Here is a 24,292-nt window from a genome sequence, read left to right as displayed (position 1 = left end):
GCGGGCCGCCGCATCAGCAGCCGAGGCGTTTCTGTTCGGTGCCGACCTTGGTGGTCACGGCGCGCTGGGCATTCGGATAACGGCGCGTCACTTCTTTCAGCGTTGCGCAGGCCGTGTCCTTGTTGTCGAGCGCGGCAAGCGACATGCCGAGCTTCAGCAGCATTTCCGGCGCTTTCGGAGAGGTGCCGAACGCCTTGTGAGCGTCGAGGAAGGTTTTGGCCGCCTCATTGTATTTGCCCTGCGAATACTGCGCTTCACCAAGCCAGAAATGAGCATCGGCAGCACGATCGGCCTTGGGATGGGCGGCGATATAATCGTTGAATTCCTGTTCGGCGATCTTGTAGTCGCCCGAAAGGACATGGCCGTAAGCGGCGCGGTACGCTTCGCTTTCGTTTGTAAGCCCTGCCGTCTGCTGGCCGCCACGGCTGCCGGACGAACCGCTATCGACACCCGGCAGGTTGCGCGAACCATTGTTGGCGCCCTGGTTCATCGTGGCGCCCTTGGGCAAGCCAGACTGGTCCATTTCGATCGAGCCGAGCGTGGTCGGCGGCGGCGCACCGGTGCCGGAATTCTGGCCAGGATTACGGGCTGAAGGGGCCGGCGAAGACCCGCCCTGCCCGTTCATCCCCGGATTTTGTTCGATGATCTGGCTGAGTTCATCGTTTTTTTTTGAGCCATCTGCCGGAGCGGCAGCGACTGCGGGACGGTTACCAGAACCGCCGCCCTCGGATTTTTCGAGTTCCTGGAAACGGAATTCGTTGTCTTCCTGGGCTTTGCGGATCTGTTCCTGCATCTGCAAAAGCTGAAAGCTCATTTCCTCGATGCGGCCGTTCAACTGGCGGATTTCTTCCTGCAGCTGCTGAACGCGCACGGCGTCGTTGCCGGCCTGGGCCAGCACCACCGGTGCCTGCTGCGTCTGTGGTTTTTCAGCCTTGCTCAGAAACGGCAGCGTGAAAGCTTCCGCCTGGCCGCCTGCAGCGGCAAGCCCCAGCATCGCTGCCAAGACAAGTTTCTTCATATCGTCGATCCCGAATCATCTGAAGCTACGCCGGATTGGCGCAAGCAGACATTTTGTTAGTTGCCGTCAAAAAACAAGTGAAACTCGGCCAAACTAAGGAGAAACGAAAAAGGCGACCCGCGGGCCGCCTTCAACTTTTCGTGCCCCGAAACTGACGGGGCAATTCGAATTACATGCCGGCGCCGCCGAGAACGGTAACGGCGCGACGGTTCTGCGACCAGCACGAGATGTCGTCGCAAACGGCGACCGGACGTTCCTTGCCGTAGGAGATCGTGCGCATGCGGTTGGCCGGTACGCCACGCGATGCGAGGTATTCCTTGGTGGCGGCAGCGCGACGTGCGCCGAGAGCCAGGTTGTATTCGCGGGTGCCGCGTTCGTCGGCATGGCCTTCGACGGTGATGGCGTAGCGCGGGTAACGCTGCAGCCACTGGGCCTGACGGTCGAGGATCTGCTGGGCATCGGCGCGAACCGAAGTGCTGTCGGTGTCGAAGAAGATGCGGTCGCCGACGTTGACGGTGAAGTCCTGGGCGGAGCCCGGGGTTGCTGCACCACCGGCGCCGCCGTTCAGGCCGAGATCACCGGCATTGTTCGGCATGTTCTTCTTGTTGGCGCAGCCGGCCAGAGCAAGAGCGAGCGTCAGTGCGATGACGGCCGGGTTGCGGGCAAGTGTCTGCATGCGGCTCATCGCCTGGGTCTCAATGCGGCTCATGGCCGGTTTCTCCTTGGATAAACTTTACGGTTGCCGGACCCTAACCTTTCTCGGTTAATCGACGGCAAACGGTTATGGTTAACGAAACGTCACCAATGTCCCTTTCTGCGCTTTTTCAGGACATTGCGGCAGTAAAGAGGCGGTCGCCTGCCTCCGGTCTCACAAAGCAAAAGAGGCGGTCACCCGCCTCTTGTCGCTCTCATGCTATTCCATCAACGGCGACCACGCCGGGTCGGACGCGAATGTCGGGGTCTTGATGGCCTGCTCGTTGTAACCGGTCAGGTCGATCGAGTAGAGCTGCGGACCACCGGAGCCGGCGGCCTGACGGAAGAACATCAGCACGCGGCCGTTCGGCGCCCAGGTCGGGCCCTCGTTGTGGAAGCCCGAGGTGAGGATACGCTCGCCCGAACCATCCGGCTTCATCACGCCGATCGAGAACTTTCCGCCCGACTGCTTGGTGAAGGCGATGAGATCGCCACGCGGAGACCAGACCGGCGTCGAATAGGAGCCGTCGCCGAAGGAAATGCGGTTCTGGCCGGAGCCATCGGCATTCATGACATAGATCTGCTGACGACCACCACGGTCGCTTTCGAACGTTACCTGTCGGCCATCCGGAGAATAGGACGGTGCGGTATCGATAGCAGCAGTGTTGGTCAGCCGTGTCGTGGTGCGCGAGCGCAGGTCCATCGTATAGATATTGGCATTGCCTTCCTGCTGAAGGCTCATGATCACCTTCTGGCCATCCGGCGAGAAGCGCGGAGAGAAGGTCATGCCCGGAAAATTGCCGACGACTTCGCGGCGTCCACTTTCTAGCTGCAGCAGGTAGACGCGCGGCTGGTCGCCTTCAAACGACATGTAGGTGACTTCCTGACGGCTCGGCGAGAAGCGCGGCGTCAGAACCAGATCCTTGCCATTGGTCAGCGCACGGACATTGAAACCATCCTGGTCCATGATGGACAGCTGGCGCTGACGGGCCGTTTTCGGGCCGCTTTCGGAAACGAACACGACGCGGGTATCGAAATAGCCCTTCTCACCGGTGATCTGCTGATAGATCGCATCGGCAATGATATGGGCGACACGGCGCCAGTTGTCCGGCTGGGTGTAAAACTGCTGGCCGGTCATCTGCTGGCCGGCAAACGTATCCCACAGGCGGAACTCGGCGCGCAGACGGCCATCGGCTTCACGCGTGATGCGGCCGGAGACCATGGCCTGCGCATTGATCGCCTTCCAGTCTTCAAAACGCGGGGTCTTGTTGGGATCGGAAATCTTTTCGATGAACGCAGCCTTGTTGACCGGCGCAAAAAGGCCGGAACGCTGCAGATCGGCAGCAATGACCTGGGAGATCTGCGGACCGAGCGCGTCGTTGGACAGGAAATCCGTGATCGCGATCGGCAACGGCTCGACACGACCCTTGTTGACGTTGATCGTCACGGCCGCCTGGGCCGAGGTTGAGAACATCACGGCCATGCCCGCCAGAGCGATCACGAGACGGATGAAAGAACGTTTCATCATGGTATTAAAGCCTTTCAGCTACGCTTTCAGCTGTTTAGAGCGCGAAATCGGAGGGATCGAAATTGACGATGACCTCGCTCCACGTGTCATATTTATCGGCCGGAAGGCCCTGGAAGGGTTGCGACTTCATAACGGCGCGGCGGGCACTGGCTTCCATCGTCCGGCGTGCGGTATCCGATCCGCCCGTCGATGAAACCTTGGGACTGCCAACGATATTGCCACCCTCGTCGAGACTGAAGCTGACGGTGATGATCATGCCCTGAAGGCCTTCGATACCGGCGAAGGTCGACCAGTTGTTCTGGATCTGGCCGCGCAGTGCGTCCATTTCCGACATGCTGAGGCTTTGGCCGCCCGTCGTCTTCTTGCCGCCAAGGGCTGCCGTCTGCGTCGAAGCCTTGGCACCGCTGCTCGGCGCATCCTGCTTGTTGAGGAAATTCTCGATATCGTCCGGGTTGAACTTGCTGTCCCCCGCCTTGGTGGTCTTGGCGGTTTCCTGCTTCTTTTCGGCAACCTTCTTGTCAGCCGGTTTTTCAGCCGTCTTCGTTTCGGTCTTTTTCTCGACCGGCTTTTCCGGCGGTTTTTCGACGGGCTTTGCCTGTTCTTTCGGCGGCTCCGGTTTCGGGCGCGCGGCCGGCAACGGCACGCTGGAAGGCAGCGGTGTTTCCTCGACCTTGGTTTCCGTCGGCGCGGGCGTCGGCTCCGGCGGCTTTGGCGTCGGCTGCTGAATTTCAGGTTTTGGCTGCGGCAGCGATGCGGTTTCGACCGGCTTCGGCGCCGTCTCTTCCTTCACCACGTCCTTGACGTCATTGTTCTCTTTCGCCGTCTCCGGCAGCGGCTTGTCCACCTTCGGCGGTGCTGCAGCAGATTCGGTCTTGACCGGCCGCTCGACCGGAACAGGCGCACTTTTCAGGTCGACGCTATTGTCTCCGGTGTTCTGGGCATCGGGAACGTTGGTCGGCTTTTTTGTCGGGGTCGGGGCGGATTTTTCGGCCTTGGGGGCCTTCTTGTCGCCTTCCTGGATCTGGGTAATCGATTCCACCGGAACGATATCGACCGGCAGCGCCTCGACCGGCGCCACTTCCATGGGCGCAGGCGCGCCTATCGACACCAGCGCAAAGGCCAGTGCCGCGGAGTGAAGAGCAAAGGATGTGCCGAGACTGGTCTTCATGGCACCCCGATCACTTTGTTTCCTGCAGGGTGACCAGACCGATATTCTTGAAGCCGGCCGCGGAAACGCGGGCCATGACCTTCATCACGACGCCATAGGCTGCAGCGGTATCGCCGCGCACATAGATGCGTTCGTTATAACCGGTCGTGGCAATGGCTTCGAGCTTCGGCACGACTTCGTCGATACCGATCGGGGTTTCCTGCAGATAGATTTCGCCAGCCGGGTTGACGGAGATCGTAATCGGCTGGGTATCGGAGTTCATGGCGCTGGCCTGCGTCTCCGGCAGGTCGATCGGCACGCCGACGGTCATCATCGGTGCGGCAACCATGAAGATGATGAGCAGAACGAGCATGACGTCGACAAGCGGCGTCACGTTGATTTCGCTGATGGCACCGCCACCTGAACGGCGACGACGTCCACCGCGACGACCGCCACCACCACCTTTTGCACCGCCGGCCGACATGCCCATGGGTTATGCTCCTAGAACGCGTTTCGCCGTTGGATTTACTGCGCAGCCTGCTGACGCGGCTGCAGCTTCTCGTCGATCTGGCGCGACAGGATGCCGGAGAACTCGTCGGCAAAACCTTCCATGCGCGAAGACAGCTTGCCGGCATCGCCCATGAACTTGTTATAGGCAATAACGGCCGGGATAGCGGCGACCAGACCGATCGCAGTCGCGAGCAGCGCTTCGGCGATACCCGGTGCGACAACGGCAAGGTTGGTCGACTTCGAACCGGCGATCGCCTGGAACGAGGTCATGATACCGATGACCGTACCGAACAGACCGATGAATGGTCCTGCCGAACCGATGGTGGCAAGCGAACCGAGGCGCGCTTCAAAACCTTCCGCTTCGCGGGCAAGCGTGACGTCCATGGCGCGGTCGATACGCATCTGCAGGCCGATCGGCGAACGGGCGCCGCGCTCAAAGCTCTTTTTCCACTCGCGCATGGCGGAGACGAAGATGGCAGCGAGGCCGACATTCTGGCGATCGGACAGCGTGCGATAAAGCTCTTCAAGCGACTGGCCAGACCAGAACACCTGTTCGAACTGGTCGAACTGGCGTTTTGCCTTGGCGAAGTTGATGTACTTGTCGATGACGATGGCCCATGTCCACACGGACGCCATCAGGAGGCCGATCATCACCGCCTTGACGATAAACCCGGCCTGCATGAACAGCGCCCACAGACTGACATCGTGTGTCGCAGCTTCCAACGCTACCTGTTCCATGTAACTCTCAATCCCCGAATCCAAACGCCCGGCTTGTTCAAAGACCGGGCGGGTTCAAAAGCGCGCTCTCGCGAGTATGTGTCTGTTCGCTAAAGAAACCGACTGACCCCAGATGTCCTAGGTTTTCAGCTTGGCTTCTCGCCTTGAAATTTGGTCAAAGGAAGGCGTGCGTTGCACAAATTCCTCACGCCTGAGTAAGACATGATTATCGTTAATAAAGGGTTATGATCTTTCGTGATCACGAAGGTCGAGCGCAGATCGGCTGTGCTTTTGCCATCGCGAATGTTATGATGCGCGCGAGCAATATCCGGCGGAGAAAGCCATGACGGATAAGACCTTTACCTTCGCAGTCGACGACGAACTGATGACCGCATTTGACCACGCGGCAAAGGCACAGGATACGAGCAGTGACGAACTCCTGCGCCAGTTGATGCGCGATTTCGTGATCGAACGCGAGGCAGACCCGGCCTACGACGCATGGTTTCGACAACAGGTAGAGGAAGGAATTGCTCAAGCTGATGCCGGCAATGTGATCTCGTCCGAAGAGGTTGAGAGACATTTCGCAGAGCGGCGAGAACGGACACTTCGCAAAATTGGCGGCCTAAGATGAAAATCATCTGGACACCGCTCGGAAGCAGAGACCGTGACGATGTCTATGATTTTATTGAAGCTGAAAATCCGTCAGCAGCGATCACCATGGATGCGAGTGTAGAGAAGCAGCTTTTGCATCTCGCCTTACATCCCAAGTTAGGACGACCCGGGCGCGTTGCGGGCACGCGAGAGTTGGTCATACATCCCCGCTATATGATCATCTACGATATAGAAGCTGATCATATCCGCATCTTGCGCCTGCTTCACACCGCACGGCAATGGCCGCCGCGAAAGAGTTGAAACGACTCGGAAATCGCCCTACTCGGCCTTCCCCAAAAACTTCTCCGCAATCGTCTCCGGCAAGCGCCGCGGGCGACCGTTTCTGTTGATCACCGCGATCACCACCTTGGCCGAAATCAGCAGCGTTTCGCCACGACGGATCTCCTGATTGAGCACCATCTTGGCGCCACCGGCCTTTTCCGTGATGGTCTGGATGGTGATGACGTCGTCCATGCGGGCCGGCTGTTTGAAGTCGATTTCCATGCGGTGGACGACGAAAACCAGCCCCTCGTCATCGACGGAAATCAGTGCGCTCTGCTCGCAGCCGAGGCAGCGCAGATAGTCGGATCGGCCGCGCTCGAGAAAATGCAGATAACGGGCGTGATAGATCAAGCCGGAGAAATCCGTGTCCTCGTAATAGACCCGCTGAACCAGACGATGACCGTTTTCGATAAGTTCGCCGGAAAGAGAAAAACTGTGCTCAGTCATGGATATGCCTTGGAAAATTCATGTTGCGCCCTTCATAAAGGAGGGACCACGCACCACGCCTTATTGCCTGTCATGAAACTTCCCTAACAGGAAATTTCTCGAAAACCAGCGGAGACATTACCATGAAGATTGCAGTTCTGGGCGGCGACGGATTTGTCGGCTGGCCGACTTGCCTTCACCTGTCGGATGCCGGACACGATGTCCATATCCTCGACAACCTTTCCCGCCGCTGGATCGATACCGAGCTTGGCGTGCAGTCGCTGACGCCGATGGACTCGATACAGGAGCGCACCCGCATCTGGCATGGTGAGACGGGCCGCCGCATCCATTTCAACCTGATCGACATCGCCAAGGATTACGAGCTTCTCAAGGGCTGGCTGGCCAAAAACCGCCCAGACGCCATCGTGCATTTCGCCGAACAGCGCGCCGCGCCCTATTCGATGAAGTCCGACCGCCACAAGAACTACACGGTCAACAACAACGTCAATGCCACGCATAACCTCTTGAACGCGCTGGTCGAACTCGATCTCGATGCCCATCTCGTGCATCTCGGCACGATGGGCGTCTACGGGTATTCGACCGTCGGTGCCGCCATCCCGGAAGGTTATCTGCCGGTCGGCATCGAGACAATGGACGGCCGCACGGTGTCGCAGGAAATCCTCTATCCCGGCAATCCCGGCTCGATCTACCACATGACCAAGGTGCTGGATCAGCAGCTGTTCGCCTTCTACGCCAAGAATGACGGGTTGCGCATCACCGACCTGCATCAGGGCATCGTCTGGGGCACGCATACGCAGCAGACCCGCCGCCACGAGCAGCTGATCAACCGTTTCGACTATGACGGCGATTACGGCACGGTCCTCAACCGCTTTCTCATCCAGGCGGCGATCGGTTATCCGCTGACCGTGCACGGCGTCGGCGGCCAGACGCGCGCCTTCATCCACATTCAGGATTCGGTGCGCTGCATCGAAATCGCGCTGAACAATCCGCCGGCGAGAAACAGCCGCGTGGAAATCTTCAACCAGATGACCGAAACCCACCGGGTGCGCGATCTGGCCGAGATGATTTCAAAAATGAGCGGCACCGAAATCGCCTGGTTGCCCAACCCGCGCAAGGAAGCGCCTGAAAACGATCTGGTCGTGAAAAACGACAAGTTCCTCGGCCTCGGCCTGGAACCGACAACGCTTGGCGAAGGCCTGCTGGCGGAGATCGTCGACGTTGCGAAGAAATACGCCTATCGTGTTGATCGCACACGCGTTCCGGCCGTTTCCGCCTGGACGAAGGATATTGCCGCCAAGATCGAGCATGATCCGGAAGGCAAAAGGCTGAAGTCGGTTTCCTGAGACGATCACTGGGTAAGAATGACACCTCCTCTCCCGTCATCCTCGGGCTTGTCCCGAGGATCCAAGCACGCCAGCGATCATTCAACGGTAGCAGATCCTCGGGACAAGCCCGAGGATGACGGCGGAGGGGGGGGGGGCGTTAAGGAACAGCAACCATGAACCACGCTTTCGTCACACTCGTCACCAATGCCGATTATGCCATGGGGGCCACGGCGCTGGCCCGCTCCATCCTGCGCACCGGCACGGATGCCGATATCGTCGTGCTGCACACGGCCGCCGTCTCCGGCCTCGACCTGTTGACGCTGACCGCGCTTGGCTGCCGCCTCATCGAAGTCGAGCACCTGCCGCTGTCTGACACCTTCAACGAACGCCATGCCCGCAAGAACCTGCATGGTGCCGCCCCCTTCACCAAGGGCCGCAAGCCGGATTTCCACACACCGCTCGACAATTTCTGCAAGCTGCGCCTGTGGCAACTGACCGAATACGAGCGCGTCGTTTTCATCGATGCCGATGCGCTGGTCCTGAAGAATATAGACAAGCTGTTTGACTACCCGGAATTCTGCGCCGCCCCGAATGTCTATGAAGGGCTTGGCGATTTTCACCGGATGAATTCCGGCGTCTTCGTCGCAAAACCCTCGCTCGAAACTTTTGGCGCCATGCTTCAAGCGCTGGACGTGCCGGACGCCTTCTGGCGGCGCACTGACCAGACGTTTCTCGAACACTTTTTCCCCGACTGGCACGGCCTGCCGGTGACGATGAACATGCTGCAATATGTCTGGTTCGCCATGCCGGACCTGTGGGACTGGAAGAGCATCGGCGTGCTGCATTACCAGTATGAGAAGCCGTGGGAGACGGATCACCCCAAGGCGGAAAAACTGCGGCCGCTGATCGACCTGTGGCACGCCTTCCATGAGGGGCGCGAGGTGCCGGAAATTTCGACGCTCGCCAACCCGACGGATGCGCCGGCATGAAGGTTCTGGTGTCCGGCGGAACGGGGCTGGTCGGGCGTTATGTCGTCGAGGTGCTGGTCGCTGCCGGGCATGCGGTGACGTTGGGCCGTCGCCACTTGCCGATCTCCCCCCTTGTGGGGGAGATGCCCGGCAGGGCAGAGGGGGGTAATGCTGGCGCAAATGCCGCTTTCCCGCCATCTGCCTCACCGTTGCTCACCCCCCTCTGTCACCTTACGGTGACATCTCCCCCTCAAGGGGGGAGATCAGAGGGAGCCAGCCGCTCCATTGCTGCTCAAACAACAGCGTTATCCCTCACCCTCGACCCCACACTCGACCAGCGCCAACACTTCGCCGGCATCGACGCCTTCATCCATCTCGCCTTCGATCACCTGCCCGGCCGGTATCGCGGCGGTGAAGGCGATGATCCGGTGCGGTTTCGAAAACTCAATCACGAAGGCAGCGTCAAACTGTTCGAGGACGCGAAGGCGGCCGGCGTGAAACGCTGCATCTTTCTCTCAAGTCGCGCCGTCTATGATGGCGTGCCACCCGGCACCCTCTTGAGGGAAGATATGGCCTTGGCGCCCGACAGCCTCTACGGCCAGATCAAGCTTGAGTCTGAACAGGCACTTGCAGCGCTTTCTTCCAGCAGTTTCATTACCACCAGCCTGCGGGCCACCGGCGTTTACGGCCATCACCGGCCGAACAAATGGGATGCGCTGTTTGAAGATTACTGCGCCGGAAAACCGGTGGCATCGCGGGCCGGCAGCGAAGTTCATGGCGACGATCTGGCAGCGGCAATCCTTTTGCTGCTGGAACATAACCCCGACGCGGTAAACGGCAAGGTGTTCAACATTTCGGATATCGTTACAGACACATACGAAATCCTGTCGCTCCATGCCAGGGCAAGCGGCGTGTCACATCCCCTGCCCGCACCGGCTGATCATTCAATGGTCAGCATAATGGACACGACGCAACTCAAAACTTTGGGCTGGCAACCCGGCGGGCGAGAGCGGCTCACAGGCACGTTGCACGCGCTGGCGCAAACCGCTCAGCCATCGTCACCCTAATGCGACTTTACAGCAGGCCTCTGCAGACGCGACTGCCTCTGCCCCTCCACCCAGGTTTTCCCCGCATCGCCACCCCACATCAGCCACGCGACATAACCGGGGGACGGATCCTCGTCATTGCCGAAATTTTGCGCGCGCTTGTCGATATCGTGGCGGGCGAAATAGGCGGCCATACGCTTCATGATGTCATCGGATAGCGGCGTGCGGTTTTTCAGATCTCGGGCGCGGGCAACGCCCACCATCGTACCGCCACGGTGAAATTTCTGCCGCAGCGCCAGCCCCTTGCGGGCGGCCGCCGAAACCGGTTCGGGCGGAATGTACTGAAGGTCACGGGATGCCTGCTTACCTGACATTGGCCGCCCTCACTTCCGAACGGCTTTTCAGAACACGGCCGCCATCTTCATGACGGATCAGCAATGCGGGCTTTTTGTCATCAGCCTTGCGTTTGATCTGCTTGCCCTTGATCCTGACGCTGGCATCGTCGGTGAAAGTCTTTTCCACCTTGCCATCGGCCTCATGAGCACCCCAGGTCCATTCAACCTTGGTTCCGGCGCGGATTTTTCGCATGTCTCGCCTCCTTGGTTCTGAAGACGAAACAGGCCCCGACCGGGTTTGTTCCGGTCGAGGCCCGATCAATCGAAAGGTTTCCGGATCAGTCGGAGATTTTCCGCATCATCGACAGTCCGCCAAAAATCTCCACCGAACGCAGGCGCGCATCGAGATCGTGGATCGGCATGGAGACGATCAGTTCGTCCGCCGCCGTGTCGGTCAGGAATTCGCCGAGCTGTTTTTCCAGCGTGGCAGCCGAACCGACGGCGGCGAAACGCAGCGTGTGTTCGACATTGATCTGCTCGACCTGTGACCAGTGCGCATCCATGCTGTCCACCGGCTTTGGAAATTTTGTGCGGATATTCTTGCGCAGGTTGACGAACTGCTGCTGCGACGAGGTGAACAGGCGTTTTGCCTCCTCATCCGTTTCCGCACCGACACCCATGACGCCGACCATGACATAAGGCTTGTCCAGCGTCGCAGACGGCTGAAAACGTTCGCGGTAGATGGAAAGCGCTTCGAACAGCATGTCAGGCGCAAAATGCGAGGCGAAGGCGTAAGGCAGGCCGAGTGCGGCCGCCAGATGCGCGCTGTAGACGCTGGAGCCAAGCAGCCAGACAGGCACGTTGGATTCTATGCCCGGAATGGCAAGGATCGCCTGATTTTCCAGCGGCGTGCTGAGCAAGTGCTGCAACTCGAGAATGTCGTTGGGAAAATTGTCGACGCCGGCCTCCATGTTGCGGCGAAGCGCCTGCGCGGTGCGCATGTCGGTGCCGGGAGCACGACCGAGGCCAAGATCGACGCGGCCGGGAAACAGCGCGTCCAGCGTGCCGAACTGTTCGGCCACCACGAGCGGCGAATGGTTGGGCAGCATGATGCCGCCGGAGCCGACGCGGATGCGTTTTGTGGCCTGCCCGATATGGCCGATGACGACGGCGGTGGCGGCACTGGCAATGCCCGGCATGCCGTGATGTTCGGCAAGCCAGACACGGTTGAAGCCCTCCTCCTCGGCCTTGATGGCCAGCCGGCGCGACTCGTCGAGAGCCTCGGAAGCGGTCTTGCCCTCACCGATCGGCGAAAGGTCGAGAATGGAAAAAGGGATCATCGTGAAATCCTGCTGGCGAACATGAAAATGCGGCAGACGACGATCCACCGCACCCTCCATGTAGGAAACCTTAGCGCAGATGCTAAGGTCCCCGAATTGTTTTTTGCCAGGCCGACATCACATAAATGCCTGCGCGGCAGGCGGCTATTTGACGCGGCGAAGATAAGGCCGCGGCCCCGTCGGGCGCGATGTGTTGGCCGGTGCGTGCATCGGCGGCATTGCCGGTGCGGATGGCGCCAACTGGCGGAACAGACCGAGCTTCAATTCCAGACGGCCAAGGCTGCGGGAAAGAGCGCTCATCGCCAGCACCGTCTGTTCGACCGTATTGGCATGGCCGCGTGCACCTGCTTCCAGTTCACGCGCCACCAGTTCGACTTCGCCGATGATGACCGCATCCTCATGGCCGGCGCGGGCAAGCGTTGCGGCGCGATCCTCGACGGCTTCGATCTGCTGACCGACTGCCTCGATATCGGCCAATGTCTTTTCCACCGCGGTTGCGGCCGCAGTCATTCTGGCACTGCCCGGCATCGTCGTGCCCGTGAGTTTGCTGGCAGCACGCGCCGCGCGGTCGGCAAGCGCCCTCACCTGTTCAAGCAGAGCCGGCACATCCTGACCTGCTTCACCGGACTGGACGGCACCGATACCCAGATTGAGCGAGGCAAAGCTGGTTTCCCGCAGGATGTCGCGAACACTTTCCGCCGTTGCATTCATCTCCGCAGAGGTCTTCGCGGCCGTATCGACAGCGGTTTTTGCCGAAGCGATCGTCTGTGCGCATTGCATGATTTCGGTGCGCGCCCATGCGGCCAGGGCTGCAAGCTCCTGCGCCTCTTCGGCACGCACTGCTGCGCCATGGCCAAGCATCGAGGCCGAGCGGCGCAGCTCGACAATGCCGCTTGCCTGATCGGCGCCCTGTTTGGCGAGGTCCGTGCTGGCGGCCAGTGCGATCCCGGTGTCACGCAGGATAGCCGTATGGCTGCCGTCACCGCCGATGCTTTCGGCGATCATCATCGAGGCACGGTTGAAGTGAATGCGCACCGGCTCCAGTTCCGCCGGCATCGCCAGTTCCAACTGCATGCCGAGTTCGCCATTGGCGAGGCGGCGCAGGCCATCGGCTAGTTCGGCGACGGCGCCATGACGCACCTGTTCGTCGGCAGTCCGCTTCAAAAATTCGGACGCCAGCAATTCATCGACATTGCGGCGATGCTGGATGTCCTGCTCCGCGCGGCGGTTGCGATCCGAAACAACCTGGCGCAGACGCAAAAGGGAGCGGGTGGAGGCCGTCAGATCACCACTGCAGGCAAGCGGCAGGCCAAGGCCGGAAACCGGATCACCGCCACGCGCCACTTCCGCACTGACCGAGCGCAGGGCCGTTTCCAGCCGCTCCAGCGGATCGCGCACCAGACGTGCAAGCGCAATCAACGATGCAAGCGTTGCCAACAGCGCGCAAGCGCCCAGCAATGGAACCAGAACACCTGTCTCTGCCGCCTGATCGACCGGGACCGCCTGCGCCATCATGGCGCCGACAGCCAGGCCGTTGATCATTAACAGAACGGAAAGGACCTGCACCGGCCGCGCCCGCAACTGCTTCACTATCGTCATCATGACCTCCTCTTCCCCATAGTTCTGACGGGGATATTTCAGCAACGACTCATATGCGGAGGTAGTTTCAAAAACCGTTGGAAGAGGATTAACCGGGCGTTAACGTGGCATATGTTTTTGGTTTGTTCGCATTTCACTGGCTGCTTTTACGGCCCCACGATAGGATAACCGCCATGACACAGACGATTCGCATCATCGGCATCGATCCGGGGCTTCGCCGCTGCGGCTGGGGTGTTATCGAAACACTCGGCAATTCGCTGCGCTTCGTGGCATCGGGCACCGTCACCTCGGATGGCGACATGGATCTCGCCTCGCGCCTGTGCCAGCTGCATGACGGCCTCGCCGAAGTGGTGCACAGCTACCAGCCGAATGAGGCCGCCGTCGAACAGACATTTGTCAACAAGGATGCGGTGGCGACGCTGAAACTCGGACAAGCCCGTGGCATCGCCATGCTGGTGCCGGCCCGCGCCGGATTGCCGGTTGCCGAATATGCGCCCAATGCGGTCAAGAAGTCGGTGATCGGTGTTGGCCACGGCGACAAGAAGCAGATCCACATGATGCTGAAGATCCTGATGCCCAAGGTGGAATTCAAGGGCAATGACGCGGCCGACGCCTTGGCGATCGCCATCTGCCACGCCCACAATCGCGGCGGTAACCGCATGCGCCAAGCCTTGGCGGGGTGAGTGTCGTACGGTTTGTTCTTGACTTGTTCCAATTCGGTCGATAAGTAATACTTGAGAGGTATTACCATGCGTGTCACCGAAAAAGGCCAGGTCACGATTCCCAAAACCGTGCGTTCCAATCTCGGGATCGAGGCTGGAAGCGAGGTTGAGTTCGAATTGCGTGATGGCGAAGCCGTGCTGCGGCGCGTCGAACCATCCCATGAGGAGCGCGACCGGCATATCCGCCAATTGACCGACCACCTTCGGCGCCATCAGGGCACGATGTATCTCGGGGACCTCACGGGCGACGAATTCTATCGGTTGCTGAGGGACTGAGTCGGTGGCAACGCTCGTAGATACAAATGTGCTGATCGACGTATTTCACACACGAAGCGCCTTCACGGATTGGTCGATGGCGCAGTTGGCGAATGCTGGAGCCGTCGGACCTCTGCTGATCAATCCGCTTATCTATGCGGAAATGGCAGCTGGATACACCACGCGCGAAGAAGTGGAGGCGGCGCTCGCGCCAAATCTCTTCCGCCGCGAGGATCTGCCTTGGGAAGCGGCTTTTTCAGCCGGGCACGCCTTCCTTCAATATCGACGATCGGGTGGAGACCGGCGATCGCCGCTACCGGATTTTTACATCGGAGCACATGCGACGATCCGCGGATACCGCCTGCTCACCCGCGATGTCTCAAAATACCGGACGTATTTTCCATTGCTGTCCATCATCGCACCCGACACTCACCCAATTTCAGGACCGCAAACATGATCGGCAAGCTCAAAGGCACTATCGACGAGATCGGCGACGACCATGTGCTGATCGATGTGCACGGCGTCTGTTACGAAGCCTTCTGCTCGTCGCGCACGTTGTCGCGTATGGCCATCGGCGAGGCGGCGATCCTGTTCATCGAGACCTATGTGCGCGAGGACCAGCTAAAGCTGTTCGGCTTCGTCTCGGCCTTGGAGCGCGAATGGTTCAACCTCTTGCAAAGCGTGCAGGGCGTCGGCTCGAAAGTGGCGCTGGCGGTTCTCTCCACCCTCACCCCGTCGGAACTCGCAAACGCAATTGCGCTGCAGGACAAGACGGCGGTATCGCGCGCGCCGGGCGTCGGGCCGAAGGTAGCGGTACGGCTTGTGACCGAACTGAAGAACAAGGCCCCCGCCTTTGCCGGCGACGCCTCAGCTAATATCGGCCTCAAGCAGGAGCTTGGCGAAGGCGTAGCCTCCGCACCGGTATCGGATGCCGTCTCGGCCCTCACCAATCTCGGTTATTCGCGCGATCAGGCCGCCAATGCGGTGGCCGCGGCGATGAAGACGGCCGGTGAAGGTGCCGACAGCGCCAAGCTGATCCGGTTGGGGTTGAAGGAACTGGCACGATAAAATCCGACAAATAGGCATGTGTCGGAAATTCTGCTATTCTTCGGAAGGAACATGCGAGCGGTCCAATGAAAGCATGGGAAGCGACATTGTCGGCCAAGGGACAGGTCACCATTCCGAAAGAGATGCGCGAGGCGCTGAACCTGCGCGCCGGCGACCAGCTGATCTATAGCGTGATGGATGGCGAGGTCATCGTTACCCCGAAAAACATCGACTTCAAGGATCTCGCCGGTTTCCTCGGTGATGCACCAAATGGCTCAGCGACATTGGAAGAAATAGACGCAGCGGTGATCAAGGCCGCAGGCGACAGCGCTCTCGATACCGATGATGACGGCAAATCCGATGTTGCCGCATGGACATGATCGGTCTTGATACCAACGTCGTCATCCGCCTGTTGACAAATGATGATCCGGCGCAGAGGCGAGCGGCATTGCGGTTTGCGGAAGGTCTGGGCGCAACCCACACCGCCTACCTGACGCTCATCGGTATCGTCGAACTCGATTGGGCGTTGAGGTCGCGACTTGGTTTTTCCAGACAGGCTTCCATGGAAGCCATCGGAAAATTGCTGCAGACGCGCGGACTGACGATCGAGCACCATGATCTCGTGGTAAAAGCGCTGCGACTCGCCACACGGGGACGGGCTGATTTCGCCGGTGCCCTGATCGCCGCCCGCTCGCTCGACGCAGGCTGCACCTCGATAAAAACCTTCGACCAAAAGGCCGCCAGCCGCGTGCCCGGAATGGAACTGCTCGCATGACAGACGAAACCCGCCTCATCACGCCGGAGAAACGGGGCGAAGATCTCGACACCGCGCTGCGCCCGCAGTCGCTGGACGAATTCACCGGTCAGGCCGAAGCCCGCGCCAACCTGAAGATTTTTATCGAAGCGGCAAAAAACCGTGGCGAGGCGCTCGATCACGTCCTGTTCGTCGGGCCTCCGGGTCTCGGCAAGACCACGCTGGCACAGATCATGGCCAAGGAACTCGGCGTCAATTTCCGCTCCACCTCCGGCCCGGTCATCGCCAAGGCCGGTGACCTTGCCGCCCTTCTGACCAATCTCGAAGAACGCGACGTTCTGTTCATCGACGAAATCCACCGTCTCAACCCGGCCGTCGAGGAAATCCTCTATCCCGCCATGGAGGATTTTCAGCTCGACCTGATCATCGGTGAAGGCCCGGCCGCGCGCTCGGTGAAAATCGACCTTTCAAAATTCACGCTCGTCGCCGCCACCACCCGCCTCGGCCTGCTGACCACGCCGCTGCGAGACCGCTTTGGCATTCCTGTCCGCCTCGCCTTTTACACGGTCGAGGAACTGGAAGGCATCGTGCGCCGTGGCGCCCGGCTGATGGGCCTTGGCATGACCGATGACGGTGCCCGCGAAATCGCCCGTCGCGCCCGTGGTACACCGCGTATCGCCGGCCGCCTTTTGCGCCGCGTGCGCGATTTCGCCGAAGTAGCCCGCGCCGAAGCCGTCACCCGTGAAATCGCCGACGAGGCGCTGACAAGGCTCAACGTCGACAATATGGGTTTCGACCAGCTCGACAAACGTTACCTCAACATGATCGCCGTCAACTTTGCCGGCGGCCCGGTCGGCATCGAGACGATCGCCGCCGGCCTTTCCGAACCACGCGACGCGATCGAGGATATTATCGAGCCCTACATGATCCAGCAGGGTTTTATCCAGCGCACCCCGCGCGGCCGCGTGCTGACGGCTAACGCCTGGAAACATTTAGGATTGCAGCCGCCAAAAGATCTGGAAGCCGCACAGTTTCGCATGAGCCTGGAAGACGAGTGATCCCCGCATGCTGACAAGGCGAACCCTGATCAAAGGCGCCTTGACCGCCGCGGCCGGCCTTCTGGCATTGGTCGCCTATCCCTTTGTCGAGGTCATGGCGCAACAGCGAATAACCCGCCATGCTTTAAGGCCGAATGGCTGGACGCCCGGCCTGAAATTGCGCATCGTGGCACTTGCGGATGTTCACGCCTGCAATCCGTGGATGACCATCGACCGGATCAGGCAGATATGCGCTACGGCCAACGGGCTTGATGCAGATATCATCCTGCTTCTGGGAGATTATGTTGCCGCCACCGATATGGTGACCGACCACGTCGCGCCGGCAGAATGGGCATCTGCGCTGGCCACGCTTAAGGCGCCGCTCGGTGTCCATGCGATTCTGGGCAATCATGACTATTGGCATGACGACACCTTTCAACAGTATCCGCAGGGGCCGAGTCTTGCGCATGAAGCGCTGAAAAGCGTCGGCATCGCCACCTATGTCAATCAAGCCGCAAGGCTGGAGAAGGATGGCAAACCGTTCTGGCTGGCCGGCCTTGGCGACCAGATGGCACTGCGCGGCAGACGGCTTGCCGGGCTGGACGATCTGCCGAAAACCGTGTCGCAGATTACCGACACCGCCCCTGCCATCTTGATGGCGCACGAGCCGGATATTTTTACGCAGATGGACGACGCGAGCAAAAACATTGGCCTCGTGCTGTCAGGCCACACCCATGGCGGCCAGATCAACATTTTTGGCTGGCGGCCTGTGGCGGCTTCCGCCGGCTCACGTCGATATCCCGCCGGACACTATCGCGAATTCGGGCGCGACCTGATTGTCTCACGCGGGCTGGGCTGTTCCGTATTACCAATCCGGATCGGTTCGCGCCCAGAAATAAATGTCATAGAATTGGGGTAATCCATGCCGCAGGACCTGCGCATCCGCAAAAAGTTCAAACCGGGACGCCTCTTCCAGATGCGCATCGCCGGCCTCGCCTTTCGCAACGATCATGTTCTGGTCCATCGCGCCGTGCACGAAACCTTCTGGACCTTTCCGGGTGGCCGCGCCGAAATGGGCGAAACATCGCAAGAGACGTTGGCGCGGGAAATGGTGGAAGAGCTTGGCGTGACGGCGCAGATCGGCCCGCTTCTCTGGGTAGTGGAAAATTTCTTCCATTACGAGGACAAGGACTGGCACGAACTCGGCTTCTATTACCGCATGGAATTGCCGGAGAGCTTTCCCTTTCATCCGACGGACATCGTCCACCGCATCGTCGATACGCATGAACTCGAGTTCAAATGGGTGCCGGCAACGACAGAGGCACTGAAGGCGCTCGATATCCCGCCCTATTTCATCGCCGACGAGATCGAGACCCTGCCGACATCACCGCGCCATGTGGTCTGGCGCGATGGCGATCTGGATGTGAAGGGGTAAAGCCCAAACGCAAAACGGGGCCTTCCGGCCCCGCTCGCAATCTCAATCAACCAGAAAGATCAGGCCGAAAGCTTGGCCATCACTTCGTCGGACACTTCGAAGTTGGAATAGACGGCCTGCACGTCGTCATCGTCTTCGAGCGTGTCGATCAGCTTCATGATCGAGCGCGCCCTTTCCTCATCGACTTCGATCGGCGTCTGCGCCTTCCAGATGGCCTTTACGGTTTCGGCTTCGCCGAGCACCGCTTCCAGCGCCTTGGACACTTCGTTCATGTCCTCGAAACCGCAATAGATGGTGTGGCCGTCTTCATCGGAAACGACGTCATCGGCACCGGCTTCGATCGCCGCTTCCATGACCTTGTCCGCATCGCCGACGGAAGCCTTGTAGGTGATTTCGCCGACGTGATCGAAGGAGAAGGACACCGAACCGGTTTCGCCGAGTGCGCCGCCGGCCTTGGAGAAGGTCGAACGCACGCTCGATGCGGTGCGGTTGCGGTTGTCGGTCAGCGCTTCGACGATGACCGCCGTACCGCCCGGGCCGTAACCTTCGTAACGGATCGCGTCATAGGTCTCGGCGTCTGCGCCCGAAGCCTTCTTGATGGCGCGGTCGATATTGTCCTTCGGCATCGACTGTGCCTTGGCGTTCTGCACGGCAAGGCGCAGCGCTGCGTTCATGGTCGGGTCAGGCAGACCCGTCTTTGCCGCAACCGTGATTTCGCGCGCGAGCTTGGAGAACATCTTTGAACGGATACCGTCCTGCTTGCCCTTGCGGTGCATGATGTTCTTGAACTGTGAATGGCCAGCCATGGCACCCCTGCATCATTTGTAATGGAATGGCCGCCTTATAGTTTCGATGGCTGTGCTGTTCAAGAGGGTGCGGCCGTTGCCTTCTCGCAGATCCGCTCGGAACAAAGCACAGCCCCCGCCGTTTTCTGCACCGAGCCCGAATGACGAGAAGGAGAATGTTCATGGCAAGCCTGACCGAAGCACGCGAAGCCCCCGCCCGCCAGCTCTGGGACGAGATCGCCGAGATCCATGCCGGCATGCTGGGCATCGAAGGCGCACATGGCCACATGCAGCCGATGGCGCCGCATGCGGACCCGAAAACCAACACGATCTGGTTTTTCACCAAGACCGATACGGATCTGGCCCAGTCGATCAAACCCGGCACCCGCGGTTATTTCTGCGTGGTCGGCAAGAACCACGATTACCATGCCAGCCTCGGCGGCACACTGGATCTGCGCGCCGATCCGGCCAAGATCGAGGAATACTGGAGCAGCGTCACCGCCGCCTGGTACGAGGATGGCAAGGCCGATCCGAAACTGACGATGATCGCCATGCATGTGGACGATGCCGACATCTGGGCATCCACCGACAGCAAGCTGAAATTCGGCTGGGAAATCGCCAAGGCGAATTATTCGGATGAAAAGATGCCGGAAGTGGGTGTGAAGCAGCATCTGGCGTTTGCGTAAAACTGCGGTTTGATCACCGAATGACTGGAGCCGCGAGTGAAAATTCGCGGCTTCTTTTATGGGTATTGCCCCCGCCTTTGTCATCCTCACCCTCGGGTTTAACCCGAGGGTGAGGATGACGACGGAGAGGTTCTACAACCCCTTCGGCACCAAAATCGTCGGCTTTTTCGGCAAACTCCGCATTGACACCGAAATCACATCGTCCTTGGCATAGGCGATATCGAATTTCTGGTCGAACATGGAGAGAAACGCCTCCAGCGGCGGGCCAAAACGGTGCATCGGCAGGATCAGCGACGAGCGTAACCTTTGCACCACCCGGCTCATGCTGTCGGCGCCCATGGTCAGCCCGCCATCCACCGGCACCATCAGAATATCGAGCCTACCGATCTGCGTATATTGCTGCTCGTTGAGCTCGAAATGCAGATGGCCGAGATGGCCGATGCACAGTCCCGCCACTTCGAAGATGAAGATGGAATTGCCGTTTTCCTCGATGCCGCCGCCCCAGTTGCGGATATCGGAGGCGACATTGCGAATATAGGCGTCGCCGACCATGACATTGTGCTGCGCCTTTTCACCGGGCACATCGCTCCAGCCGGGCAGCACATGTTTTATGCCGGGATCGGGTGTCAGCGTATAGTGAGTGGAATGCGCCCGGTTCATGGTGATCACGTCCGGCAGGCGATAGGGCTTGTAGACGCCGCTGTAATCGGTTGCGATGCCGATGCCGCCGGGCGTTTCGATAAAATAGGTGGAATGGCCGACAAAGGTGATTTTCACCTGCTCCTTGTCCGCCATGCTCAGCGTGGTTTTCGCCTGCGCCTTCCAGACGGGCAGAGGCAAAGAAGGCGTGAAATTTGCGTAAGTGGCGCCGGGAACCGCTTGCGCGATCGCCTGGCACTGGCTGACCGGCAACCCCTCGCCCGAACCGGGCGATTGCGCCGATGCCGACACGGCCGAAGTCAGCACGCCGGCCAAGATGGAAGAAACGAATGCGACTGTCCGCAGCATCATGCCACTCCCCGCCCGGTTCATGCCGTTACCGACGGCCCGTCCATGCGGGAAAGATGCGGGAAGCGTGACGACCGGTCCAGCCGGTTATGACGGGTTGATCGTCACGATTTAGTCATTGCCGCGGTGCGGTCAGCCGCCCGCGCCCTGATAACGCCGCTGGCAGGCCTGCCAGACCAGCATGGCGACCACGACCAGGACCGGGCCGGCAAGCACGGCGGCATAAGGCGCGGCATCGCCGATCAGCGGCACCGGTTTGCCGAGAAGTGCTGCGACCGGAACGTAGGCCATGTAACCCAGTGGCATGATCGACAGCAGCACGAATTGCAACGGCAACGCAAAGATGGTCAGCGGATAGCGCGACAGTTCCCAAAAGTCGAAATAGAGGCCGAACAGGTAACGCGATCGGGTCAGCACCAGCGCCATGGCGCCAATGGTCGTCACCACAGACGCCGTCAGCAACGCGGCACTGATCAGGCTGGCGGCAAATTGCAGCACAGTCAGCAGAGTCCAGTCGATGCCAAGCTGCGGCAGCGCCCAGACGATCATGCCGATGCCGAGCGCGATGTGACCGCCATATTCGATATTGATGCCGGAAAACACCAGAAAGGCCCAGGGGCTGACCGGCCGCACCAGCAGCGTGTCATAGGTGCCGAGCCGCACCAGCTCCTCCATGCGGCGCAGCTGCACGAAGGTGAACAGCGCACCGAGCGCATATCCCAGAACATGAAAACCGAGCATGAGGGCGATTTCCGGCCACACCCAGCCGCCGAGCCGCTCGAAACGGCTGGCAACGATCCAGATCGCGCCGTAAGCGCTGGCATAACCGAATGCCTGCGCCACCCAGCCGATCAGGAGATTGGCGCGATATTGCAGGCGGGTGCGCACCTGCAGGCGGATGAGATACAGATAAAGCGACAGGCTGTGGCGCATGGCTTACCCTCCCTGCACGACCATGCGGCGGCAGGCGGCACGCCACATCACAGCCACCAGCGCCGCCAGAACGGCCGCCCAGCCAACACCGTAAACAAGCTGCAGCGCCGCCGCCGCAAGATCGAGCTGGCCGAGATAGATGGCCAGCGGATAAAAGGTGATCCAGGCGAAGGGCAGGTAAAGCACGGCTTCAGCGATGATGTCGGGATAAAACCACAAGGGCACCAGCCCGCCGGAAAACAGCGCCAGCGTGCCGCGCATGAACCATTCCAGCGCCAGCATGTCCATCACCCAGAAGCCGATCATCGACACGGCAATGGACAGGCTGAACAGCAGAAACAGCGACAGCATCAGCGCCAGCAGGAACAACGCCGCATGGCCGACGCTGGCCGGCGGCTGAAACCCGTAGACGCAGCCCATGACGACGGCCACCGGCAGGCCGAGTATCAGCATGTCGTGGGCACGCACGCCAAGCTGGCGGGCAAACAGCGAGACGGGATAGCTGTATGGGCGCATCAGGTGACTGACGACATTGCCGCTGCGGATATCGGCACCGATCTCGCGCAGGATCTGCGTGGCATCCCAGGTGGAAAAGATCGTCGCGCCCAGAATGGCATAGGTCACCATCTGCGGCAGGCTGATATCGGTCGAACCCGCGCCATGCAAAAACACCGATTGCCAGATCGACACGCGGGCAACAACGTTCAAGACGCCGCTCAGCAGCTTGAACCAGAACTGCGCACGAAAACTCGATTCGATGCGAAAACCAGCGGATGCAAGTGCCAAAAACATCGCCCTACCCCACTCGTTTTGCCGCTAGCGACGGCACGGGCAACGAAACCGCCTCGCGCGACTGGTAATAGGTGCGGATAACCTCCTCGATATCCGGCTCGTGCAGATGCACATCCACCAGTTCGGCATCGGATTTCAGTGCGGTGATGATCTCCACCAGCGAACGTTTTCCATCCGCCAGCAGAAACGTGCGGATCACGCCCTCACCGCCGGCAGGTTCGGCACCCGCGAGTGTGACCGTTCCCGGTTCCGTCGCAAATTCCAGCGTCAGTTTTTTGCGGGCACCAAAGGTGGCGTTGAGGTTGGCAAGCGGCCCGTCGAACAACAGTTTTCCGTCATCGACCATGATCAGCCGCGGGCAGATTTCCTCGATGTCGCGCAGGTCATGGGTGGTGAGGATGATGGTCGTGCCACGCTCCCGGTTGATGCGGGCAAGCAGCTTGCGCACCACATCCTTGGCAACGACATCGAGGCCGATCGTCGGCTCGTCGAGAAACAGGATTTTGGGCTCATGCAGCAGCGTCATGGCGATTTCGCCGCGCATGCGCTGGCCAAGGCTCAACTGCCGCACCGGCCGCTCCAGAAAAGGGCCGATCTGCAGCATCTCGATCAGTTCGGCCCGCACTTGGTCGAACCGCGCTTTTTCCACGCGGTAGATGCGCCGGTGCAGTTCGAAGCTTTCGAACAACGGCAGGTCCCACCACAGCTGACTGCGCTGCCCGAACACCACACCGATATCGCGGGCATTGGCAATACGCTCCACATGCGGCACGCGGCCAAGCACGCTGACGGAGCCGGCGGTCGGCACCAGCACGCCGGTCAGCATCTTGATCATGGTGGATTTGCCGGCACCATTGGGGCCGAGATAACCGACCGCCTCGCCCGCCTGAATGGCAAAGGAAATGCCATCCACCGCCTTCACATCGCGGGTGACGGGGGAAAGGAAATTGCGAAATGCGCCGGCAAGCCCGGACTGCGGCACTTTCTGCGCAAACCATTTTGTCGCGCCGTCGGCGTGGATGATGGGAGGCATGGCGGGAATTCCGTCTGAGGGAGCCGAATCCGATACATGCCCAGTATGACGGTCACGCGACAGGTGCCAAGGGGTGAATTGTTGGGGGATGGAGATAGGAAAGGTGCGGCGAGCAGAAAAATTCCACCGTCATTCCTGTGCTTGTCACAGGAATCCAGCCAGCCCAAGTCTTTGGGCTGAAAGAGGTCTTTTGTCGCGC

At 60.0% G+C, this 24,292-nt stretch carries 31 protein-coding genes; 15 read left to right on the top strand and 16 right to left on the bottom strand.

All coding sequences use genetic code 11. The annotated features are described in order from the left end of the window. Positions 1–13 precede the first annotated feature (13 nt). From ybgF to tolQ, 6 genes are all read right to left on the bottom strand, one after another. Complete coding sequence (gene ybgF, locus EDF70_RS02435; RefSeq protein WP_132271650.1) at positions 14–1,018, bottom strand: tol-pal system protein YbgF; 1,005 nt, start codon at positions 1,016–1,018, stop codon at positions 14–16. A 169-nt stretch (positions 1,019–1,187) separates the two neighbouring features. Beyond that, positions 1,188–1,727, bottom strand: coding sequence for a peptidoglycan-associated lipoprotein Pal (pal, locus tag EDF70_RS02430; RefSeq protein ID WP_132271649.1), 540 nt, complete (start codon positions 1,725–1,727; stop codon positions 1,188–1,190). Positions 1,728–1,931: 204 nt separating this feature from the next. Continuing rightward, the gene (tolB, locus tag EDF70_RS02425; RefSeq protein WP_132271648.1) at positions 1,932–3,239 is read right to left on the bottom strand and encodes a Tol-Pal system beta propeller repeat protein TolB; all 1,308 of its coding nucleotides are present in this window, start codon (positions 3,237–3,239) and stop codon (positions 1,932–1,934) included. Positions 3,240–3,273: 34 nt separating this feature from the next. Further along, positions 3,274–4,407 (bottom strand): hypothetical protein, encoded by a 1,134-nt coding sequence (locus tag EDF70_RS02420; protein WP_132271647.1) that lies wholly within the window; start codon positions 4,405–4,407, stop codon positions 3,274–3,276. A gap of 10 nt (positions 4,408–4,417) precedes the next feature. Beyond that, on the bottom strand, positions 4,418–4,876 hold the full coding sequence (tolR, locus tag EDF70_RS02415; protein WP_132271646.1) for a protein TolR: 459 nt from the start codon (positions 4,874–4,876) through the stop codon (positions 4,418–4,420). 35 nt (positions 4,877–4,911) lie between these two features. After that, the gene (tolQ, locus tag EDF70_RS02410; RefSeq protein ID WP_132271645.1) at positions 4,912–5,634 is read right to left on the bottom strand and encodes a protein TolQ; all 723 of its coding nucleotides are present in this window, start codon (positions 5,632–5,634) and stop codon (positions 4,912–4,914) included. Between the two features lie 322 nt (positions 5,635–5,956). On the opposite strand from tolQ, the gene EDF70_RS02405 reads away from it, so the two are divergent. Both EDF70_RS02405 and EDF70_RS02400 read left to right on the top strand, forming a co-directional pair. Further along, the gene (locus tag EDF70_RS02405) at positions 5,957–6,244 is read left to right on the top strand and encodes a ribbon-helix-helix protein, CopG family (RefSeq protein WP_132271644.1); all 288 of its coding nucleotides are present in this window, start codon (positions 5,957–5,959) and stop codon (positions 6,242–6,244) included. Then, positions 6,241–6,525: a type II toxin-antitoxin system RelE/ParE family toxin gene (locus EDF70_RS02400; RefSeq protein WP_132271643.1), complete on the top strand. Its 285-nt coding sequence runs from the start codon at positions 6,241–6,243 to the stop codon at positions 6,523–6,525. Before EDF70_RS02405 ends, EDF70_RS02400 begins: the two co-directional genes overlap by 4 nt. 18 nt (positions 6,526–6,543) lie before the next feature. Here EDF70_RS02400 and ybgC read toward each other — a convergent pair whose 3' ends face one another. Continuing rightward, positions 6,544–6,993, bottom strand: a complete 450-nt coding sequence (gene ybgC, locus EDF70_RS02395; protein WP_132271642.1) for a tol-pal system-associated acyl-CoA thioesterase — start codon at positions 6,991–6,993, stop codon at positions 6,544–6,546. A 122-nt stretch (positions 6,994–7,115) separates the two neighbouring features. Between ybgC and EDF70_RS02390 the strand changes: the two genes are divergently transcribed. The 3 genes from EDF70_RS02390 to EDF70_RS02375 all read left to right on the top strand — a co-directional run bounded on the left by EDF70_RS02390 (position 7,116) and on the right by EDF70_RS02375 (position 10,353). Then, positions 7,116–8,336, top strand: a complete 1,221-nt coding sequence (locus EDF70_RS02390) for an NAD-dependent epimerase/dehydratase family protein (RefSeq protein ID WP_132271641.1) — start codon at positions 7,116–7,118, stop codon at positions 8,334–8,336. Between the two features lie 155 nt (positions 8,337–8,491). Next, positions 8,492–9,307, top strand: a complete 816-nt coding sequence (locus EDF70_RS02385; protein ID WP_132271640.1) for a glycosyltransferase — start codon at positions 8,492–8,494, stop codon at positions 9,305–9,307. Then, positions 9,304–10,353, top strand: a complete 1,050-nt coding sequence (locus EDF70_RS02375; protein ID WP_245519002.1) for an NAD(P)-dependent oxidoreductase — start codon at positions 9,304–9,306, stop codon at positions 10,351–10,353. Before EDF70_RS02385 ends, EDF70_RS02375 begins: the two co-directional genes overlap by 4 nt. Here the strand turns inward: EDF70_RS02375 and EDF70_RS02370 are convergent. The 4 genes from EDF70_RS02370 to EDF70_RS02355 all read right to left on the bottom strand — a co-directional run bounded on the left by EDF70_RS02370 (position 10,350) and on the right by EDF70_RS02355 (position 13,606). After that, entirely contained in the window at positions 10,350–10,706 is a 357-nt protein-coding gene (locus tag EDF70_RS02370; RefSeq protein WP_132271639.1) for a hypothetical protein, read from the bottom strand. The genes EDF70_RS02375 and EDF70_RS02370 overlap by 4 nt on opposite strands. Beyond that, positions 10,696–10,920: a DUF2945 domain-containing protein gene (locus EDF70_RS02365; protein WP_132271638.1), complete on the bottom strand. Its 225-nt coding sequence runs from the start codon at positions 10,918–10,920 to the stop codon at positions 10,696–10,698. The genes EDF70_RS02370 and EDF70_RS02365 overlap by 11 nt, the downstream gene beginning before the upstream one ends. Positions 10,921–11,005: 85 nt before the next feature. After that, positions 11,006–12,007, bottom strand: a complete 1,002-nt coding sequence (locus tag EDF70_RS02360; RefSeq protein WP_132272538.1) for an LLM class flavin-dependent oxidoreductase — start codon at positions 12,005–12,007, stop codon at positions 11,006–11,008. A gap of 144 nt (positions 12,008–12,151) precedes the next feature. Beyond that, positions 12,152–13,606, bottom strand: coding sequence for a hypothetical protein (locus EDF70_RS02355; protein WP_132271637.1), 1,455 nt, complete (start codon positions 13,604–13,606; stop codon positions 12,152–12,154). 173 nt (positions 13,607–13,779) lie between these two features. Between EDF70_RS02355 and ruvC the strand changes: the two genes are divergently transcribed. From ruvC to EDF70_RS02310, 9 genes are all read left to right on the top strand, one after another. Then, the gene (gene ruvC, locus EDF70_RS02350) at positions 13,780–14,289 is read left to right on the top strand and encodes a crossover junction endodeoxyribonuclease RuvC (protein ID WP_132271636.1); all 510 of its coding nucleotides are present in this window, start codon (positions 13,780–13,782) and stop codon (positions 14,287–14,289) included. Positions 14,290–14,355: 66 nt separating this feature from the next. Beyond that, positions 14,356–14,604, top strand: a complete 249-nt coding sequence (locus EDF70_RS02345) for an AbrB/MazE/SpoVT family DNA-binding domain-containing protein (RefSeq protein WP_132271635.1) — start codon at positions 14,356–14,358, stop codon at positions 14,602–14,604. 4 nt (positions 14,605–14,608) lie between these two features. Continuing rightward, entirely contained in the window at positions 14,609–15,040 is a 432-nt protein-coding gene (locus EDF70_RS02340; protein WP_132271634.1) for a type II toxin-antitoxin system VapC family toxin, read from the top strand. After that, positions 15,037–15,651 carry a Holliday junction branch migration protein RuvA gene (ruvA, locus tag EDF70_RS02335; RefSeq protein WP_132271633.1) on the top strand — a complete coding sequence of 205 codons (615 nt, stop codon included), beginning with the start codon at positions 15,037–15,039 and terminating at the stop codon, positions 15,649–15,651. The genes EDF70_RS02340 and ruvA overlap by 4 nt, the downstream gene beginning before the upstream one ends. A 65-nt stretch (positions 15,652–15,716) precedes the next feature. After that, complete coding sequence (locus EDF70_RS02330) at positions 15,717–16,010, top strand: AbrB/MazE/SpoVT family DNA-binding domain-containing protein (protein WP_132271632.1); 294 nt, start codon at positions 15,717–15,719, stop codon at positions 16,008–16,010. Further along, entirely contained in the window at positions 16,001–16,405 is a 405-nt protein-coding gene (locus EDF70_RS02325) for a type II toxin-antitoxin system VapC family toxin (RefSeq protein WP_132271631.1), read from the top strand. The genes EDF70_RS02330 and EDF70_RS02325 overlap by 10 nt, the downstream gene beginning before the upstream one ends. Then, on the top strand, positions 16,402–17,442 hold the full coding sequence (gene ruvB / locus EDF70_RS02320; RefSeq protein ID WP_132271630.1) for a Holliday junction branch migration DNA helicase RuvB: 1,041 nt from the start codon (positions 16,402–16,404) through the stop codon (positions 17,440–17,442). The genes EDF70_RS02325 and ruvB overlap by 4 nt, the downstream gene beginning before the upstream one ends. A 7-nt stretch (positions 17,443–17,449) precedes the next feature. Beyond that, a complete protein-coding gene (locus EDF70_RS02315) occupies positions 17,450–18,340 on the top strand; it encodes a metallophosphoesterase (protein ID WP_132271629.1) in 891 nt (296 codons plus the stop codon). Between the two features lie 3 nt (positions 18,341–18,343). Continuing rightward, entirely contained in the window at positions 18,344–18,856 is a 513-nt protein-coding gene (locus EDF70_RS02310) for an NUDIX hydrolase (protein ID WP_132271628.1), read from the top strand. A 59-nt stretch (positions 18,857–18,915) separates the two neighbouring features. Here the strand turns inward: EDF70_RS02310 and EDF70_RS02305 are convergent, their stop codons facing one another. After that, positions 18,916–19,662 carry a YebC/PmpR family DNA-binding transcriptional regulator gene (locus EDF70_RS02305; RefSeq protein ID WP_132271627.1) on the bottom strand — a complete coding sequence of 249 codons (747 nt, stop codon included), beginning with the start codon at positions 19,660–19,662 and terminating at the stop codon, positions 18,916–18,918. A 161-nt stretch (positions 19,663–19,823) separates the two neighbouring features. Between EDF70_RS02305 and EDF70_RS02300 the strand changes: the two genes are divergently transcribed. Further along, complete coding sequence (locus tag EDF70_RS02300) at positions 19,824–20,327, top strand: pyridoxamine 5'-phosphate oxidase family protein (protein ID WP_132271626.1); 504 nt, start codon at positions 19,824–19,826, stop codon at positions 20,325–20,327. 132 nt (positions 20,328–20,459) lie between these two features. On the opposite strand, the gene EDF70_RS02295 is transcribed toward EDF70_RS02300, so the two are convergent. From EDF70_RS02295 to EDF70_RS02280, 4 genes are all read right to left on the bottom strand, one after another. After that, on the bottom strand, positions 20,460–21,338 hold the full coding sequence (locus EDF70_RS02295; protein WP_132271625.1) for an MBL fold metallo-hydrolase: 879 nt from the start codon (positions 21,336–21,338) through the stop codon (positions 20,460–20,462). Positions 21,339–21,467: 129 nt separating this feature from the next. Further along, positions 21,468–22,268, bottom strand: coding sequence for an ABC-2 family transporter protein (locus tag EDF70_RS02290; RefSeq protein ID WP_132271624.1), 801 nt, complete (start codon positions 22,266–22,268; stop codon positions 21,468–21,470). A gap of 3 nt (positions 22,269–22,271) precedes the next feature. Continuing rightward, positions 22,272–23,060 (bottom strand): ABC-2 family transporter protein, encoded by a 789-nt coding sequence (locus EDF70_RS02285; protein WP_132271623.1) that lies wholly within the window; start codon positions 23,058–23,060, stop codon positions 22,272–22,274. Between the two features lie 4 nt (positions 23,061–23,064). Beyond that, the gene (locus tag EDF70_RS02280) at positions 23,065–24,093 is read right to left on the bottom strand and encodes an ATP-binding cassette domain-containing protein (RefSeq protein ID WP_132271622.1); all 1,029 of its coding nucleotides are present in this window, start codon (positions 24,091–24,093) and stop codon (positions 23,065–23,067) included. Positions 24,094–24,292 lie beyond the last annotated feature (199 nt).

Source organism: Neorhizobium sp. JUb45 (assembly GCF_004343585.1).
Classification (GTDB): Bacteria; Pseudomonadota; Alphaproteobacteria; order Rhizobiales; family Rhizobiaceae; genus Neorhizobium.
The sequence above is the reverse complement of the archived record's forward strand: the minus strand, read 5'-3'. Positions and strand labels throughout refer to the sequence as shown.

Bases quoted from the DNA above. Each gene is read 5' to 3' on its own strand.
- ybgF (WP_132271650.1), bottom strand. From the start codon at position 1,018: ATGAAGAAACTTGTCTTGGCAGCGATGCTGGGGCTTGCCGCTGCAGGC.
- pal (WP_132271649.1), bottom strand. From the start codon at position 1,727: ATGAGCCGCATTGAGACCCAGGCGATGAGCCGCATGCAGACACTTGCC.
- tolB (WP_132271648.1), bottom strand. From the start codon at position 3,239: ATGATGAAACGTTCTTTCATCCGTCTCGTGATCGCTCTGGCGGGCATG.
- EDF70_RS02420 (WP_132271647.1), bottom strand. From the start codon at position 4,407: ATGAAGACCAGTCTCGGCACATCCTTTGCTCTTCACTCCGCGGCACTG.
- tolR (WP_132271646.1), bottom strand. From the start codon at position 4,876: ATGGGCATGTCGGCCGGCGGTGCAAAAGGTGGTGGTGGCGGTCGTCGC.
- tolQ (WP_132271645.1), bottom strand. From the start codon at position 5,634: ATGGAACAGGTAGCGTTGGAAGCTGCGACACACGATGTCAGTCTGTGG.
- EDF70_RS02405 (WP_132271644.1), top strand. From the start codon at position 5,957: ATGACGGATAAGACCTTTACCTTCGCAGTCGACGACGAACTGATGACC.
- EDF70_RS02400 (WP_132271643.1), top strand. From the start codon at position 6,241: ATGAAAATCATCTGGACACCGCTCGGAAGCAGAGACCGTGACGATGTC.
- ybgC (WP_132271642.1), bottom strand. From the start codon at position 6,993: ATGACTGAGCACAGTTTTTCTCTTTCCGGCGAACTTATCGAAAACGGT.
- EDF70_RS02390 (WP_132271641.1), top strand. From the start codon at position 7,116: ATGAAGATTGCAGTTCTGGGCGGCGACGGATTTGTCGGCTGGCCGACT.
- EDF70_RS02385 (WP_132271640.1), top strand. From the start codon at position 8,492: ATGAACCACGCTTTCGTCACACTCGTCACCAATGCCGATTATGCCATG.
- EDF70_RS02375 (WP_245519002.1), top strand. From the start codon at position 9,304: ATGAAGGTTCTGGTGTCCGGCGGAACGGGGCTGGTCGGGCGTTATGTC.
- EDF70_RS02370 (WP_132271639.1), bottom strand. From the start codon at position 10,706: ATGTCAGGTAAGCAGGCATCCCGTGACCTTCAGTACATTCCGCCCGAA.
- EDF70_RS02365 (WP_132271638.1), bottom strand. From the start codon at position 10,920: ATGCGAAAAATCCGCGCCGGAACCAAGGTTGAATGGACCTGGGGTGCT.
- EDF70_RS02360 (WP_132272538.1), bottom strand. From the start codon at position 12,007: ATGATCCCTTTTTCCATTCTCGACCTTTCGCCGATCGGTGAGGGCAAG.
- EDF70_RS02355 (WP_132271637.1), bottom strand. From the start codon at position 13,606: ATGACGATAGTGAAGCAGTTGCGGGCGCGGCCGGTGCAGGTCCTTTCC.
- ruvC (WP_132271636.1), top strand. From the start codon at position 13,780: ATGACACAGACGATTCGCATCATCGGCATCGATCCGGGGCTTCGCCGC.
- EDF70_RS02345 (WP_132271635.1), top strand. From the start codon at position 14,356: ATGCGTGTCACCGAAAAAGGCCAGGTCACGATTCCCAAAACCGTGCGT.
- ruvA (WP_132271633.1), top strand. From the start codon at position 15,037: ATGATCGGCAAGCTCAAAGGCACTATCGACGAGATCGGCGACGACCAT.
- EDF70_RS02330 (WP_132271632.1), top strand. From the start codon at position 15,717: ATGAAAGCATGGGAAGCGACATTGTCGGCCAAGGGACAGGTCACCATT.
- EDF70_RS02325 (WP_132271631.1), top strand. From the start codon at position 16,001: ATGGACATGATCGGTCTTGATACCAACGTCGTCATCCGCCTGTTGACA.
- ruvB (WP_132271630.1), top strand. From the start codon at position 16,402: ATGACAGACGAAACCCGCCTCATCACGCCGGAGAAACGGGGCGAAGAT.
- EDF70_RS02315 (WP_132271629.1), top strand. From the start codon at position 17,450: ATGCTGACAAGGCGAACCCTGATCAAAGGCGCCTTGACCGCCGCGGCC.
- EDF70_RS02310 (WP_132271628.1), top strand. From the start codon at position 18,344: ATGCCGCAGGACCTGCGCATCCGCAAAAAGTTCAAACCGGGACGCCTC.
- EDF70_RS02305 (WP_132271627.1), bottom strand. From the start codon at position 19,662: ATGGCTGGCCATTCACAGTTCAAGAACATCATGCACCGCAAGGGCAAG.
- EDF70_RS02300 (WP_132271626.1), top strand. From the start codon at position 19,824: ATGGCAAGCCTGACCGAAGCACGCGAAGCCCCCGCCCGCCAGCTCTGG.
- EDF70_RS02295 (WP_132271625.1), bottom strand. From the start codon at position 21,338: ATGATGCTGCGGACAGTCGCATTCGTTTCTTCCATCTTGGCCGGCGTG.
- EDF70_RS02290 (WP_132271624.1), bottom strand. From the start codon at position 22,268: ATGCGCCACAGCCTGTCGCTTTATCTGTATCTCATCCGCCTGCAGGTG.
- EDF70_RS02285 (WP_132271623.1), bottom strand. From the start codon at position 23,060: ATGTTTTTGGCACTTGCATCCGCTGGTTTTCGCATCGAATCGAGTTTT.
- EDF70_RS02280 (WP_132271622.1), bottom strand. From the start codon at position 24,093: ATGCCTCCCATCATCCACGCCGACGGCGCGACAAAATGGTTTGCGCAG.